At 59.2% G+C, this 14909-nt stretch carries 16 protein-coding genes; 9 read left to right on the top strand and 7 right to left on the bottom strand.

Annotated elements, in window-relative coordinates; translation table 11 throughout:
- Nucleotides 1-247: 247 nt before the first annotated feature.
- Both Q666_RS60085 and Q666_RS60080 read right to left on the bottom strand, forming a co-directional pair.
- Nucleotides 248-490, bottom strand: coding sequence for a hypothetical protein (locus Q666_RS60085; RefSeq protein ID WP_022997977.1), 243 nt, complete (start codon nucleotides 488-490; stop codon nucleotides 248-250).
- A 43-nt stretch (nucleotides 491-533) separates the two neighbouring features.
- Nucleotides 534-758, bottom strand: coding sequence for a hypothetical protein (locus tag Q666_RS60080; RefSeq protein ID WP_152533452.1), 225 nt, complete (start codon nucleotides 756-758; stop codon nucleotides 534-536).
- Nucleotides 759-1197: 439 nt separating this feature from the next.
- On the opposite strand from Q666_RS60080, the gene Q666_RS60075 reads away from it, so the two are divergent.
- Nucleotides 1198-2328: a hypothetical protein gene (locus Q666_RS60075; protein WP_208993780.1), complete on the top strand. Its 1131-nt coding sequence runs from the start codon at nucleotides 1198-1200 to the stop codon at nucleotides 2326-2328.
- A gap of 41 nt (nucleotides 2329-2369) precedes the next feature.
- Here the strand turns inward: Q666_RS60075 and Q666_RS60070 are convergent, their stop codons facing one another.
- Nucleotides 2370-2729 (bottom strand): helix-turn-helix domain-containing protein, encoded by a 360-nt coding sequence (locus tag Q666_RS60070; RefSeq protein WP_145915728.1) that lies wholly within the window; start codon nucleotides 2727-2729, stop codon nucleotides 2370-2372.
- Nucleotides 2730-2856: 127 nt separating this feature from the next.
- On the opposite strand from Q666_RS60070, the gene Q666_RS60065 reads away from it, so the two are divergent.
- The 4 genes from Q666_RS60065 to Q666_RS60050 all read left to right on the top strand — a co-directional run bounded on the left by Q666_RS60065 (nucleotide 2857) and on the right by Q666_RS60050 (nucleotide 6201).
- Complete coding sequence (locus Q666_RS60065; protein WP_022997973.1) at nucleotides 2857-3573, top strand: MBL fold metallo-hydrolase; 717 nt, start codon at nucleotides 2857-2859, stop codon at nucleotides 3571-3573.
- A 95-nt stretch (nucleotides 3574-3668) separates the two neighbouring features.
- Entirely contained in the window at nucleotides 3669-4868 is a 1200-nt protein-coding gene (locus Q666_RS60060) for a pyridoxal phosphate-dependent aminotransferase (RefSeq protein ID WP_022997972.1), read from the top strand.
- Nucleotides 4869-5012: 144 nt separating this feature from the next.
- Nucleotides 5013-5615 carry a hypothetical protein gene (locus tag Q666_RS60055; protein ID WP_022997971.1) on the top strand — a complete coding sequence of 201 codons (603 nt, stop codon included), beginning with the start codon at nucleotides 5013-5015 and terminating at the stop codon, nucleotides 5613-5615.
- 106 nt (nucleotides 5616-5721) lie between these two features.
- Entirely contained in the window at nucleotides 5722-6201 is a 480-nt protein-coding gene (locus Q666_RS60050; protein ID WP_022997970.1) for a DUF992 domain-containing protein, read from the top strand.
- A 34-nt stretch (nucleotides 6202-6235) separates the two neighbouring features.
- Here Q666_RS60050 and Q666_RS60045 read toward each other — a convergent pair whose 3' ends face one another.
- Nucleotides 6236-6529, bottom strand: a complete 294-nt coding sequence (locus tag Q666_RS60045) for a hypothetical protein (RefSeq protein ID WP_145903515.1) — start codon at nucleotides 6527-6529, stop codon at nucleotides 6236-6238.
- A gap of 500 nt (nucleotides 6530-7029) precedes the next feature.
- Here Q666_RS60045 and Q666_RS60040 point away from each other — a divergent pair, with 500 nt between their 5' ends.
- On the top strand, nucleotides 7030-9093 hold the full coding sequence (locus Q666_RS60040) for an elongation factor G (RefSeq protein WP_031268197.1): 2064 nt from the start codon (nucleotides 7030-7032) through the stop codon (nucleotides 9091-9093).
- Between the two features lie 170 nt (nucleotides 9094-9263).
- Nucleotides 9264-10226 carry a protein-methionine-sulfoxide reductase catalytic subunit MsrP gene (gene msrP / locus Q666_RS60035; RefSeq protein WP_022997967.1) on the top strand — a complete coding sequence of 321 codons (963 nt, stop codon included), beginning with the start codon at nucleotides 9264-9266 and terminating at the stop codon, nucleotides 10224-10226.
- 667 nt (nucleotides 10227-10893) lie between these two features.
- On the opposite strand, the gene Q666_RS60030 is transcribed toward msrP, so the two are convergent.
- Genes Q666_RS60030 through Q666_RS60020 form a run of 3 tightly spaced genes read right to left on the bottom strand, consistent with a single transcriptional unit; the run spans nucleotide 10894 to nucleotide 13842 of the window.
- Nucleotides 10894-11790, bottom strand: coding sequence for a LysR family transcriptional regulator (locus Q666_RS60030; protein WP_022997966.1), 897 nt, complete (start codon nucleotides 11788-11790; stop codon nucleotides 10894-10896).
- 30 nt (nucleotides 11791-11820) lie between these two features.
- Complete coding sequence (gene trxB, locus Q666_RS60025) at nucleotides 11821-12789, bottom strand: thioredoxin-disulfide reductase (RefSeq protein WP_022997965.1); 969 nt, start codon at nucleotides 12787-12789, stop codon at nucleotides 11821-11823.
- Between the two features lie 21 nt (nucleotides 12790-12810).
- The gene (locus tag Q666_RS60020; RefSeq protein WP_022997964.1) at nucleotides 12811-13842 is read right to left on the bottom strand and encodes a mitochondrial fission ELM1 family protein; all 1032 of its coding nucleotides are present in this window, start codon (nucleotides 13840-13842) and stop codon (nucleotides 12811-12813) included.
- 201 nt (nucleotides 13843-14043) lie between these two features.
- Here Q666_RS60020 and Q666_RS60015 point away from each other — a divergent pair, with 201 nt between their 5' ends.
- Complete coding sequence (locus Q666_RS60015) at nucleotides 14044-14511, top strand: Lrp/AsnC family transcriptional regulator (protein ID WP_031268195.1); 468 nt, start codon at nucleotides 14044-14046, stop codon at nucleotides 14509-14511.
- A 34-nt stretch (nucleotides 14512-14545) separates the two neighbouring features.
- The gene (locus Q666_RS60010; protein WP_022997962.1) at nucleotides 14546-14896 is read left to right on the top strand and encodes a VOC family protein; all 351 of its coding nucleotides are present in this window, start codon (nucleotides 14546-14548) and stop codon (nucleotides 14894-14896) included.
- Nucleotides 14897-14909: the final 13 nt, after the last annotated feature.

The raw sequence follows: 14909 nt of genomic DNA, 5'->3' as shown, positions 1-14909 counted from the left end.
CACCTGAGGGCGGTGAGGCAGCGGGCACTTGCACATATGCACTGCGGGGCTGTCTTGGATGAAGGTTCAAAGAGAACCATCGTTGGGCAGGAGACGTTATCCGGGGGCGGACCGGGCACTGAGGCCCGGCACTCATGTGCCAAGCATGAGGCCGGGTCTCGGCTTTTGAAAGGTCGGGCTCCAGGCACTGATCTTGACTTCCTGAAACGGACGGAGCCGCCGCGGCGGCTCGTTGTATGTCAAGCTGTCAGAACATGGCGCTTGCCGGCCGACCGGCGTTAGCCGGTGCCTGGCCGGTTGCTGAGTGCGCGACGGGCTCGGTCTTCGGGACACCGTTCGTGTTGGCCGGGTTTGCCATCGCCGCTGCTGCGACCAAAGCGGTTGCCAGCAGCATGCCCAGAAAGATTGCCTGCAACAGCGGCCGGGCTTCATGCAGGTCGCTTTTGGAGGGGACGGACTTTCTGGTTTTCTGGTTATCTACGCGTGCCATGGTGAAGATCAGTCAGGTTCGAGCGGTTGTATTTCGGTTTCTGTCAGTCTGCCTGCGCTTGAACGCCGGTCAGGTCCTGAAACAGTCGGCGGGCCAGCAGACGGGTAACGGCAACCATGGTCAGGAACGCGACCATCGGCAGCACCAGTGACGGCTCCAGTGCGGACATCAACATCAACAGGCCTGCTGCCACTATGAACAGCAAAACCGGTGGGAAGCTTACGTTCTGCGACTTGATGGTCGCCGGTACGGTCGTTGCGTGGGCCATTGGCTCCTCCATCCGCTGGGATGAGTTCAATCTCGTTTGAAATTGCGCCGGCACGCGGACGCGATTTAGACATGCGCCGTGTGTTTTCGTGACTATTTTGCGGCAAATTCGATCTATTTGCTGCCGCCTTGGCAAGGCGGCACAATAGGTAGTGTTCGTGCTCCGAATGGCGCTGCATTCAGGGGGGCGACGGTTCTGTTTTTCATTCCGGCAGTCTTGATGTGCGAAGGTGGAAGGTTGTGGTTCCGGGGGCTGAAGCCGGCCAATTAAGCTTTCGTAAAATTGACAATATAACTTCTCATAAAAACGTATTGCATTGTTTAATTACTGTAAAAACTGACATAACCCAGATATTTTACGATGCGATTTTAGTGTTTGTTTGCATTTCGGAAGCATGCTTGCTCGCCGGGACATCCGATACAAACAGACCAGGCATGGAATGACGATAAACGCTGCGCAGAGCGCCACGGTGGGCAAGCCGACAGACCCAGTAACGTCGACAGAACCATCGGTCCAGAAGGCCGGGGAGCCGCCGGCCTTGTCGCTGGCGGGTATCCAGTTTTTCATTGCCGATATCAGCAAGAAAACCATTCTCTGGCACGAGGTCGGTTCCCAGAGTTTCAATAGCGAAGTGCGGGATCTGCAGGAGGCGCCCTCCAACGAGGCACTGCGCCACCTGTCGCCAGAGGATCGTAAGACCATTCTCCGGCTGGTCCAGGGTGCGATCCGGGAAGGCCAGGCCGGGCCGTTCGACGTCGGCGGCGGGCCGGACCACCGTATCCCGGGCATTCCGATCGTTGCCTATCGTTACGAGTTGCCGGACGGCAAGATCCTTGCGATCTGCTTCCCCTCCATCGGTGAGAATGACAATAATCCGGGCCGGGTCGTACTGGGACTGGCGCCGATCCTCCAGCATTTCGTCGCGTCCTCCACACGCGTTGTGCTGCTGGTCGACAATTTCGGCTACGTGCGTTTTGCCAGCGACGGTTTTCTCAAGAGCTTCCAGATCGAGGATGCTCGCCTGATCCTGGGGCGCAACATTGCCCATATCCAGAACCGGGTCGGGCGAACGATCGTCTCCCTGACGCTTGCGGCATTGACGCGCCGGGCCAGTGCGACCGGGCGTGGCAAGTTTCTGCTGGCGTCCAACGACAGCGTCGAACTGAAATACGACGCCATGTATTTCCGTGTCGGCGGCACGGTGGGCGGGGTGCTGTTTTCGGCCGGTCATGCCGGTGGTGATGTCGACTTTGCCAGGGTCTTCGAAGCGTGCAGCGCGCCGATCCTGGTGGTCAACATCAAGTCAAAGATCATCATCGCGGCGAACAACGCAGCGATGAAGACCTACCATCTGACATCGGACGTCCTCGACAGCCGTCCGATCACCGAGATGCTGCTTCACCCGAGCAATTATGCGTCCCTGTTGACCTCTGCCAAAGACGCCTCGGAAGTTCCCCTGTCGGTGCCGGTGACGGTGCTCAATGGCCAGACCAAGAAAAAGCGCTTCAAGTGCACGATCATCGATGAAGACAAGGACGATCCGAAGCTGATCCTTGAAACGAGAAGCTAATCGCGCCCGCCACTGAGAGCGACTGAAACAGTACTTTACTTTTATGCCGCTGATGCTGCGTCACTGCCGTGGTGTTCCACGGCCCAAAGGTAGACCTGTCCAAGGATTTCGGTCAGGCTCCGGCCTTTCGGTGTGAGGGCATAGCGGACGCGGCGGTGGGCGTCGTCCAGTTCGGTACGAGCGACCAGTCCAATCTCTTCCAGGTGGCGCAGCTCCTGGGTCAGCACCTTGCGGCTGATCGGTTTCAGTGTCCGCTGTAGTTCCAGAAAATGATGATCCCTAGCGGTCAGGCAATGCAGAACCTTTGGGGTGTGTTTGCCGCCAATGCTTTTCAGCGTGTCGGCAACAGGACAGTCCTGCGTGCCAGGCAGGCGCCAGAGGGATGCGATCGGTTCGCTCATGTCCGTCTCCACCGGTTCGCCGGGGGTATGGCCCGTCCGGGTTACCAAAAGGTGCCTAATTGAACGTATTTCCGCGTCCGCCTAGGTGAAGAGCCAACCTATCACCAGGAAGAGAACGGCGGCAAACATGTCCGAGATCCAGATCCACACTATCCCGATCCTGCCATTCGGCATGGTCAACGCGTTTCTGCTGACCTTTGCCGGTGGTGCCGTGCTTGTGGATACCGGGCTGCCGGGCAGCGAGACCAAGATCGAGAAGGGGCTGGCGAAGGTCGGGCTTTGCCTTGCCGATCTGAAGCTGATCGTGGTGACCCACGGCCATATCGACCATGCGGGCAGCGCCAAGCGTCTTCAGAAACTGTCGGGCGCGCCAATCGTGCTGCATGAAGGTGATTTACCCTATTGCCGGGGCCAGGCTCCCATCCTGAAGCCTTCGGGGTTCTTCGGTCGGCTGTTCAAGCTTTCAGGCGCGATCGAACGGCCGTTTGCGAAGGTGGAGCCGGACATTCTTCTGTCAGGGGACCAGACACTGGATCTGACAGCCTATGGCGTTCAAGGTGTCATCTTGCCGACGCCAGGCCACACGCCCGGATCGCTGTCGGTACTGCTTGACGATGGCGCCGTCCTCGCGGGGGATCTGGCGGCGTCCGGCATTCTTCTGGGGGGAATCGCGCTGAAGGGTCGGCCCAAGCCGCCCCCCTTCGAAGAAGAGCCGCTTCAGGTCGTCCGTTCGCTGAAATTTCTGCTGTCCAAGGGGGCAAAACGCTTCTATCTCGGCCATGGCGGACCGCTTGATGCCGGGGTGATTGAAAGATACGCCGGCAAACTGGCGCAAGCGGCCTGAAAACTCCCGTTCTTCTCCGGATTTGGTCTTGTTTTCCGCAGCGCACGGATCTAGGGTCCGCGCGCTGTTAATCCCGTTTCCCCCTGGAGGACATTATGGGCTTTCTTGCTGACGCATTGGCGCGTGTTAAACCTTCTGCGACCATCGCCGTCACCAACAAGGCACGCGAGCTTAAAGCCGCAGGCCGCGATGTAATCGGTCTCGGAGCTGGCGAGCCGGATTTCGATACCCCGGAAAACATCAAGACAGCCGCCATCAAGGCCATCACCGACGGCAAGACCAAGTACACCGCTGTCGATGGTATTCCGGAGCTGAAGGCGGCCATCGTCGAAAAGTTCAAGCGGGAAAACGGGCTCACTTACGAAACCAGCCAGATCACCGTGGGAACCGGCGGCAAGCAGGTGCTTTACAACGCGCTGATTGCAACGCTGAACCCGGGCGATGAAGTCATCATTCCGACCCCTTACTGGGTAAGCTATCCGGACATGGTGCTGCTCGCAGGCGGTGAACCGGTAATCGTGGAAGCGGACAAGTCGACCTTCAAGATTACCCCGGAAGCACTCGATGCGGCGATTACATCGCGCACCAAGTGGCTGATCTTCAACTCTCCGTCCAACCCGTCCGGTGCGGCCTACACGGAAGCTGAACTGAAGGCGCTTTGCGATGTGCTGATGAAGCACCCCCATGTCTGGGTCATGACCGACGACATGTATGAGCACCTCGTCTATGACGACTTCAAGTTCACCACGCCTGCTCAGGTGGAGCCTGCTCTTTACGAGCGCACGCTGACCGTCAACGGCGTGTCGAAGGCCTATGCAATGACCGGCTGGCGTATCGGTTATGCCGGCGGTCCGGCTGACCTGATCAAGGCCATGGCCAAGGTTCAGTCGCAGTCGACTTCCAACCCTTGCTCCATCGCCCAGTGGGCGGCGGTCGAGGCGTTGAACGGCACCCAGGACTTCATCCCGAAGAACAACGAAGTCTTCAAGGGACGCCGGGACCTGGTTGTCTCCATGCTGAACCAGGCCAACGGCATTTCGTGCCCGGTGCCGGAAGGCGCGTTCTACGTGTTCCCGTCCTGCGCCGGTACAATCGGCAAGACGGCCCCGTCCGGCAAGGTGATCGAGAGCGACGAGGACTTCGTCTCCGAGCTTCTGGAAGCTGAAGGTGTCGCCGTCGTTCACGGTTCGGCTTTCGGGCTTGGTCCGAACTTCCGCATTTCCTATGCGACCTCGACCGAAGCTCTGGAAGAAGCCTGCACGCGCATCCAGCGTTTCTGCGGGAACCTGAAATAAGCTTATCGGACATCGAAAGATTTGCGAAAGGGCGGCCGGCGGCCGCCCTTTCCTGTTGTGGGCTGCATTTTCCGGTTGAGGAATGCGCGGTTTACAGTACAGTTCGAACGCTCTAGCCTTTCCCCGTCAGGTGGAGGTCGAGCGATGGCAAATTCACATCAAAAACAACTGCTTCTTGATCTGTTTGAAAGCCTGCCGTCGATTGTCTTCATTGTGCTCTGGCGACAGACGGGTGATCTGGAGCTTGCAGGCTGGAGTGGTTGCGGTCTTGCGGTTTTCGTTCTTGCCGGCTTTGTGCTGGTCAAAGTGCCCATGCACCCCGTATTGCTCGGTATCAATCTGCATATCCTGCTGGTGACACCGCTTCTGGTCGGCCTGTATCGGTTTGGTGACGGCACTCTGGCAGCATTCCTGACAGGCTATTCGTACAGCGCCGTTTTGTTGACCGTGACGCTTACCGGCGCGGTCTTGACCCTGTTCTCACGCGGTGGATTTGCCGGTGTCCCAGACTTGCCCAGATCGACGCAGTACCGATTATCGGTTCTGATGCTTGCGGTATCACTGGCTGGAACGGTCTGGGCGTTCCAGGCGCCGGAAAACAGCATTCTTCCGGTGATCGTCACCTTGACCCTTCTTATTGCCGGTCGCCGGTTTCTGCTTGCCCGTGTGTCGGACAGGTCGTCGAACGGTGGTGTGCTTGCCCCTGCTCTGGCAGGCAGTGCCGACACTACCGACGGTTACACCTGACCCTTTTGCCATTGCCGCGATTTTGACGTCTTGGCGCGTCATATCACTGGCGTGATCCGCGCCTTTGCTAAAAGCGGATATTCACAGCCGAACGGGAGTTCTCTACATGCGTATTTTGAAACCGGTTCTTGCCGCCATGGCCGTTGTGATTGCCATGCCGGCCCTTGCCTCCGAAGACAGCCCAAAGGTTGAAATCGGCAAACTGAGCTGCCTGGTGGAAGGCGAGCACAGTTTCATTGTTGGCTCTTCAGCAACGCTCGGATGCAGCTTTTCACCGGTCGACGGCGGAGCGGTGGAAAACTACAAGGGGACCGTCCGCGACTACGGGCTGGATATCGGCAAGACCAAACAGGCCACGCTGGTCTGGGGTGTGCTGGCACCTTCCGCAAACCGGAAGCCGGGCCTTTTGGCAGGCACCTACGGTGGGCTGACCGCCGGGGCAAGTGTTGGTGCGGGCATCAAGGCGAACGCGCTGCTGGGTGGTTTCGACCGCTCCATCGCGCTCAACCCTTTCAGCCTGGAAAGCCAGACAGGCACGAACCTGACACTGGGTGTCAGCAAGATGACGCTGGAACTGATCAACTAAGCCTCAGCGGCTGTCACTGTCCTGTTTCTCCGCTTTAGTCGCGGCAGCTTTCGTTCGCGCCGGCACAGGGAGTTTCTTCCTTGTCCGGCCGGGTGTTCTGCCGGTTGATCTGCTCGGTGCGGTTCAGACGCTCCGCACCGTCAATCTGTTGCCGGGTGGAGAAACCGGACTGTTGGCGGTTGAGGTTCTGGTTCAGCTGCTGACCGGCAGAAGGCAGCCGCGGCGAGGTCATCATGGGAGGACTGCGCAGCTGGGTCGATTGCGCATGCGCCGGTATTGCCGACGTGGCAGCTAGCAGGGCTGAACAGAGTATCAGGGTTTTGGTCACGCGTGCTCCTTTTGCCCGAGGCCGGTTCCAATTGGTTACATAGGCCACTGCGCGTCAATTTCACTATCTGCCAATTCCGGCAGGGCAATGGCACATGGTTGGGAAGGTCTGAAGGCGGGACTTTTTTCAGTCTTCAGCTCAAATTTTCTCCACCGCTTGCCGGTCTGGAGATCTCGGTCGGGAGAGCCTTTATAAGCCTCTGGGATCGGCGGTGTTTTGGATTTTTGTGCACTTTTGGCGAGCTGTCATCGGCCTGGAGACTGAGCCGAGACCAGGGCAAATTGCTGCGCTGCCGCGTAAGATTCCCTTGCGTTGCCGCCGATATCGGCGCGACGATGGTTCACCGCCCCTGGTCGATCGGCCGCAGTTTGGGGCTTGGTGCTGTTGAGTACCGGGCAAAAGGCCTTCGATCCCATCCGGGCGAGACGCGGCAGGCCGCGTCCCCCAGCCGGCCCTGCCGCGTTGTTACGAGATATCCTCGAACTAACGGGAGGCTCAGCATGGCAATCACTTCAAACGGAAAAGGATCTGCTGCGGGCAGCGCTCCGCGCTGTATCGCCCTAGTGGGTCCGTTCGGCAGCGGCAAGACCAGTCTTCTGGAAGCCTTGCTGGCGCGAACGGACAAGGTGGCCCGGCAAGGATCCGTCGCGAACGGAAATACGGTGGGCGACGCTTCGCCGGAAGCGCGTGCCCACGGCATGAGTGTGGAACTGAACATTGCGGACGCGGAATTCCTGGGAGATCGCTTCGTGTTCGTCGACTGCCCTGGATCCGTGGAGTTCCTGAGCGAAATGGACGGGGCGCTTTCCGGGGTGGATCTGGCCGTCGTGGTGGCGGAGGACGACGAGCGCAAGGTTCCAGCCCTGCAGCTGATCCTGAAAGCCCTTGAAGCCCGCGCCATTCCGCGGGTTTTGTTTTTAAACAAGATCGACAAGAGCACGCGGCGGGTGCGTGATGTCCTGAGCGTGCTGCAACCGGCATCTGCGGTGCCGCTGGTGCTGCGACAGATCCCGATCTGGGAAGACGGCCTGGCGACGGGTTTCATCGATCTCGCGCTGGAGCGGGCGCATGTCTATCACGAGAAGGAGGAAAGCACGCAGATCGACATGTCCGATGCGGATCTCGCGCGTGAGCACGAAGCCCGTTTCACCATGCTGGAACACCTGGCCGATCACGACGACGACCTGATGGAGGCGTTGCTTGAGGATATCGCCCCCAATCGCGATCAGGTGTTCGCCGATCTGGTGAACGAAATGCAGGACGGTCTCATCTGTCCGGTTTTCTTCGGCTCCGCAGAACACGGCAACGGTGTCAGCCGGCTGCTCAAGGCCTTGCGCCACGAGGTTCCAGGTGTCGACCTGCTGTCGCGCCGGGTGCTTGGCACGACGTCGCGCGCGATGCTGCAGGTCGTCAAGACGCTGCACACCCAGCACGGCGGAAAGCAGTCGATCGCCCGCGTTCTGGAAGGCGTGGTCTCCGACGGCGATACCCTGTTCCTCAATGGCGACACCGAAATCAAGGTGTCCGGACTGTTTTCTGTCTTCGGCCAGCAGGCGAACAAGATCGCAACGGCCGGCAAGGGCGATCTGGTTGGGCTCGGGAGGCTCGATGATGTCCAGACGGGCGACCTCCTGAGTTTCGAAAACGGAAAGATCGAAAGCCTTCAGGTGCTCGAACGGCGCAATCCTGTTCTGGCGACGGCGATTTCCGCCAAACAGCGCAAGGACGAGGTCCGTCTTTCCGCGGCACTGGCGAAACTGGTTGAAGAGGACCGCTCGCTGATCGTCTCGCAAAACCAGACAACGGCCGAAACGTTGCTTGCAGGGCAGGGCGAAATGCATCTGCGTGTTGCCCAGGAACGGCTTGCCGGAAAATACGGTCTGGATATCGCCGCCAATACACCGCACGTGCCTTATGCCGAGACGATCCGGTCAAGCACCAAGGTTCGTGGCCGTCACAAGAAACAGTCTGGCGGGCATGGCCAGTTCGGCGATGTGGTGATCGAGATATCTCCGCTACCGCGCGGCGAGGGCGTCCAGTTTTCAGACACGATTACCGGGGGCGTCGTGCCGAAACAATATATCCCGTCCGTGCGTGACGGCGTGTTGGATGCGCTGGGGCAAGGCCCGCTCGGTTTCCCGGTGGTGGATGTGTCCGTCTGTCTGACGGACGGCTCCTATCACTCCGTGGACAGTTCCGACCAGGCCTTCAAGATGGCCGGCATACTGGCAATCCGGGAAGGTCTGCCTGAGTGCAAGCCGGTGCTGCTGGAGCCGATCCACAAGGTGGTGATTGCCTGCCCGAGCGATGCGACCGCGCGGGTGAATGCGATCGTCTCGGCACGACGCGGACAATTGCTTGGCTTCGACGCCCGTCCCGAGTGGAATGGCTGGGATGAGGTGCAGGCGTTGATGCCGGAGGCGGAAATCGGTGACCTGATCATCGAACTGCGTTCGGCGACCGCCGGGGTTGCAAGCTACACCGCCGAGTTCGACCATATGGCGGAACTTTCCGGCAAGGCGGCGGATATTGCCCTGCAGAGGTCCGGCAGACAGGCCGCGTGAACGGTTGAGCACTGAAAGCGATGACAGAGGGGCCGGTTGGCCCCTCTGTTGTGTTCGCCTTATTAAAGCGCTGTACTGTTGATCACCTTGTTGTTGCGCTCAGTCACCAGGGCGTTATTTGCCATTGAAAGCCGATTCCGGTTTCCTTCGGAACAAACGGGAGACTGACAATGAATATACTGAAGAAACGCAGCTGGGAGCTTCCGGAACGGGAAGCAACACCGGAGGCCGTTTTCATGAACCGCCGGCAGATCCTTGCCGGCCTTGCCGGGGCTGGTGCGCTGTTGGGTACGGGCCTTGGAATTCGCCCGGCCTTTGCGGAAGAAGACCCGAGCGCGGGCCTTTATCCGGTCAAGCGTAATGAGACTTTTACGCTCGACAGGGACGTGACCCCGGAAGAGTTCACGGCGAAATACAACAATTTCTACGAGTTCGGCACGCACAAGCAAATCTGGCCGGCGGCACAGGAACTCAAGATCCGCCCCTGGACCGTTGTGCTGGATGGCATGATCGACAATCCGCAAGAGATCGGCATCGATGACCTTCTGGCCAAGATGCCTCTGGAAGAGCGGCTCTACCGGCATCGATGCGTCGAAGCGTGGTCGATGGCCGTGCCCTGGTCGGGATTCGCGCTTGCCGAGCTGGTGAAGCTGGCCGGGCCGCAGGCCGGCGCAAAATACCTGCGTTTTGAAACCTTCCTCGATCCGTCGGTTGCCAGCGGGCAGAAGCAGAGCTGGTATCCCTGGCCCTATGTCGAGGGCCTGACGCTGGAAGAAGCGACCAATGAACTCGCCTTCATCGCTACCGGCGTTTACGGCAAGCCGCTTGCCAAGCAATACGGTGCACCGATCCGGCTGGTTGTCCCGTGGAAGTACGGCTTCAAGTCGATCAAGTCGATCGTGAGGATCTCCTTCACCGACGAGCGTCCGGTCAGCTTCTGGGAGGAGATCCAGTCTTCTGAATATGGCTTCTGGGCGAACGTGAACCCGTCCGTGCCGCATCGCCGCTGGCCGCAGTCTTCCGAGCGACTGCTTGGAACGGACGAGCGCCGCAACACGCTTCTCTACAACGGCTATGAGGAACAGGTGGCCGGCCTCTACAAGGACCTGGGCAACGAACGCCTGTTCATGTGAGGTGAAGTGACATTACGTCATGCTGCATCGCAGCATGGTCTAGGCAAAAAAAGAGCCGGGTCTTAAAAGACCCGGCAGTTTATTTTGATTCACTGAAAACAGTGGAATCACCTTCCAGAGGGGAACAGCTGGTCGGAACATCACTGGGAGGAGGACGTGATGTCCGTGTGACCAACAGTGATGCTTATATGCAGTGCACAAGCTGCGTAAACAAGAGGCAGGGGCGCAGATCTGCTATGCATTTTACGCAGGGCTTGACTGAATGGTCAAAAATCGGACCAAAACCCCTTTAATTACAACAGATTGAATTAGTCGGTTTTTGCCGGCAGCTTCAAAAAAATTTTTAATTTCGAGTGAAAAAATCGATTGGTTCACCGAAATAAATGCAAATGCTCTCCCCGTGTGCAGTAATTTTGATGCCTAAATGTTGAGCTGATTTGGCGAATGAAACCTGAGTCTGTCCAGTCCCATGCTTTCCCAGCGGAATGGAGACGATCGGGTCGCTCGGTTGCCGCGGCGCAGGCCGAGTTCCGAGACCTTTTTAGGGGGAGAGTATCTGCAAAAGCCCCTGTAGGCCGGTCGTGCAGGCAAGCAGGCTTGCGTCCCGGTCAAGCCGGGGCTGGTTGAGCCAATCGCATTCGGGCAGATAGACGACAGGAGGGCAGGGTTAGAAAACCCAGCCTTCTGCATTTGCGAGCAGGAACTCGCGGAACGCGGTAACACGCGCGGTGTTCTTCAGTTCCGAAGGGTAGACAAAATAGGTGTCGAAGGAGGGCACCTTGTCGTCCTGGTCGGTCATGACAGGCGCCAGGTTCGACGACTTGTCGATGATGTAGTCCGGCAGAATGGCAATGCCCACGCCGGATTGAACGGCACGCTTGATGGCCACGATGTTGTTGGCCTTCAGGACGGACCTGCGTGGGCTTGTCGCGACGCGCCCGGCTGTTTCCAGCCAGTTCATCGAGCGGAGGTAGGCCGGAGCCTGTTCGCCAAAGGTGATCAGCCGGTGCTTGTCGAGGTCGTCGATCGACACAGGCGTTCCGAACCGTTGGAGGTATTCCGGTGCCGCATAGACATGGAAATGCACTGTAAACAGCTTGCGCTGGATCAGGTCCGGCTGGGTTGGCTGGCGCAAGCGGATGGCCACATCCGCTTCGCGCATGCCGAGGTCCAGTTCGTCGTCGTCGAAGATCAGGTGCAGGTCGACATCTGGATAGAGATCGATGAAGCTTCTGATCCGTGAGGTGAGCCAGGTGGAGCCAAGGCCCACCGTGGTTGTCACGCGTAGGGCTCCGGATGGCTTTTCCTTGCTGTCCGTCAGGCTCGACTGAACCGCTTCCAGCTTCATCAGCACGTCGTTGGCAGTCCGGTAAAGCAATTCGCCCTGTTCGGTCAGCAAAAGGCCACGGGCGTGCCGGTGAAACAGCGGAACGCCCAGATCGTGCTCTAGCGCACTGACCTGCCGGCTGACAGCCGACTGGCTCATATGCAGGGTGTCACCTGCATGCGTGAAACTGCCAGCCTGTGCGGCCGCATGAAAAATGCGCAATTTGTCCCAATCCATGCGTGCCCCTCCGCAGGACAGTCAGGCAGCCTATTCGGCGGCCTGCTTTGTCGACGTCACTTCATGTTCGGCCAGAAACTTCTCGGCTTCAAGGGCTGCCATGCAGCCCATGCCGGCAGCGGTTACTGCCTGCCGATAAATGTCGTCGGTGACATCACCGGCCGCAAAGACGCCCGGGATGGATGTCCTGGTCGAATCCGGGGCAGTTTCCAGGTAGCCGTTGGACTTCAGCGTGAGCTGATCCTTGAAGAGTTCGACCGACGGTGCGTGGCCGATGGCGATGAAGACACCGTCCGTGGAAATTTCCTGGAATTCTCCGGTCGCGGTGTTTTTCAACCGTACGCCGGTAACTGCTTTCGGCATGCCGCCGCCGAGGATCTCGTCGACCTGGTGGTCCCAGATGACGTCGATCTTCGGGTGCTGGAACAAGCGGTCCTGCAGGATCTTTTCCGCCCGCAGGCTGTCACGGCGATGAACCAGCGTCACTTTCGAGGCGAGATTGGCGAGATACAGCGCTTCTTCCACGGCGGTGTTGCCGCCGCCGACAACCACAACTTCCTTGTTGCGGTAGAAGAAGCCGTCACAGGTCGCACAGGCGGAAACGCCGGCGCCCATATAATCCTGTTCCGAAGACAGGCCAAGCCAGCGGGCCTGCGCGCCGGTGGCAATCACCAGGGCGTCCGCCGTGAACACCGTGCCACTGTCGGCTTCCAGGCGGAACGGGCGCTGGGACAGGTCAGCCTTCACGATGGTGTCGTAAAGGATCTTGGTGCCGACGTTTTCGGCCTGCTTCTGCATCTGTTCCATCAGCCACGGCCCCATGATGGGATCCGCGAAGCCGGGGTAATTCTCGACATCGGTGGTAATGGTCAGCTGGCCGCCCGGCTGAATACCGGCCACCAGCGTCGGCTCGATCATGGCGCGGGCAGCATATATGGCAGCCGTGTAGCCGGCCGGGCCGGAGCCGATGATCAGAAGTTTGCTGTGTTCCGTGCTCATGGGCGCACCTTTATCCTGTTTTCATGTCCCGGCGTTTGCGTTGCCAGGTTGGCCCATCGGGGCGTTGTTCCGGGTTTGCCGTGCGGCCGAAAAATCGCTCAAGATGCGTTGAGCGATCACCGGCGTGGCATCTATCGGCTCGTAGGTAGTGGTTTTCAGCGGACCTGGAAAGGGGTGAATGACACCCATGCGTCGCAAAGTCCCCAAAAACCGGGTGATCTTGTCGTGACCGCCGCTCGGCTCGAATACATGGACCGGCTTGCCAGTGGCTGTGGCCTCACCGATCATGTTCGTGGAATCGGCAGTGGCGATGATGGCGTCTGCCTTGGCGAGATAGAGGCCGTAAGGGTTGGGCTCCTCGCCTGTCCAGTAGAGGTGATTTCCCGATTTGGCCAATCCTGCAAGACCATAGGCCAATCCGGCCGGCGTGCGGCGGGAGGCTGTGATCATGAAATGCACATGTGCCGAATGTGCAAGCTCTCGCAGGCCACTCAAAAGGCGGTTCTGGTCGTCTTCGGAAAACCTGTGGTGCCGGCTGTCACCGCCGACAAGAACCGCAACACGGGGCCGTAGAAGACCATCTATCTCGGCAACCTGCCGGCTGCGGAGTTCGGCCAGTGTTGCGGCGGAGAACTTGTGTGGGGACGTCGGTGTTACAAGGACGTTCCGTCCGCGCAGCTTGTCATGCTCGGGTACCCAGATGAGATCCGCTGCATCTGGTCCTATGCGCGGGTCTTTCAGGAACACGGTAAAGGTCTTGCCTCCCGAGAGGCGCTTGACCCGGCGCAGATACGGGACCGCCCGGCGGCCGGACGCGATGGCGATATCAGGGTAGGGCGGGGCAATCGGGCTGCCGGGGCGGGTCTCCCGCTCGCGCAGATCGATCGGACCGAAGGGCATCAACCAGGTAAAGGGTGCACGCGGCGCTATGTGGCGTTCTTCAACAGGTGCGCCGAGGGCTTCGGCAACACCGCGGCACTGGGCAACATCGCCCGCCTTTCCATCGGTGAGGATCCAGAGGGAAGAAGGGGCTTTCTCCGGCGAAAAAGGCATGTTTTGGAGAAGTTCCCCTATCGTAATCTTTCGAAATCGTGCGCAATTTTGTTATAGTCTTGCACAAACGCGCAAAAAATCATAACTCGGCACACAAATAGAGGTTAGCTTGGGATTCCGGTATCGGGCAAGGCGACAGTCTTGCGAAAGACCCGAATGCCCACAGCATGGCGCGTCATGCGAAGCGCGAAGGAGACAGGTTTGAAAGCGCGGCTCGATGCCATTGATTGGCAGATCCTGAAGGAATTGCAGGATGACGGACGGATGACCAATGTGGAATTGGCCCGTCGGGTCGGCATATCCGCTCCTCCCTGCCTGCGCCGGGTGCGCGCGCTGGAGGAAGCCGGGCTCATTCTGGGCTACCGGACCCTGCTTGATGAAAAGCAGCTCGGTTACGACGTGACTGCGTTTGCGATGGTCGGGCTGCACAGCCAGACCGAGGCGGATCTGATCGCCTTCGAACAGACGGTTCAGAACTGGCCGCTGGTGCGCGAAAGCTACATGCTTTCGGGTGAGGTCGACTTCCTGCTGAAATGCGTTTCGCCGGATCTGCAGACCTTCCAGAATTTCATCATTCGCGAATTGACCGCTGCGCCCAACGTCGACAGCGTTCGTACGGCGTTGACAATCCGCCGCACAAAAGACGAGCCTGTCGTTCCAATCGATTGAAGTCCGAACCGGCTGCAAGAAGGAACAAGACGCCATGGCTGTGAAACGTGTCGTTGCCAACATCGCATCGCCGGATACCGGCAAGGCGCAAAGCTTCTACGGAGACGTGCTGGGCATGGACCTGGCGATGGATCACGGCTGGATCGTCACCTTTGCAGGCGAACGGGGGGCGATGGCCCAGGTCAGCATTGCGGCGGAAGGCGGTGCGGGAACGCCCGTGCCCGATTTTTCGGTCGAAGTCGATAACCTTGAAGAAGTGCTGGAAAAAGTGCAGGCAAAAGGCCTCGGCATCGAATACGGCCCGGCAGATGAGCCCTGGGGCGTCAGGCGCTTTTACGTGCGCGACCCTTTCGGGCGCCTGGTCAATATCTTGCAGCACGCGTGAGGCGCTGCCTGCC

The sequence above is a fragment of the Labrenzia sp. C1B70 genome, from assembly GCF_000475395.1.
GTDB classification, from domain to species: domain Bacteria; phylum Pseudomonadota; class Alphaproteobacteria; order Rhizobiales; family Stappiaceae; genus Roseibium; species Roseibium algicola.
The sequence above is the reverse complement of the archived record's forward strand: the minus strand, read 5'-3'. Positions and strand labels throughout refer to the sequence as shown.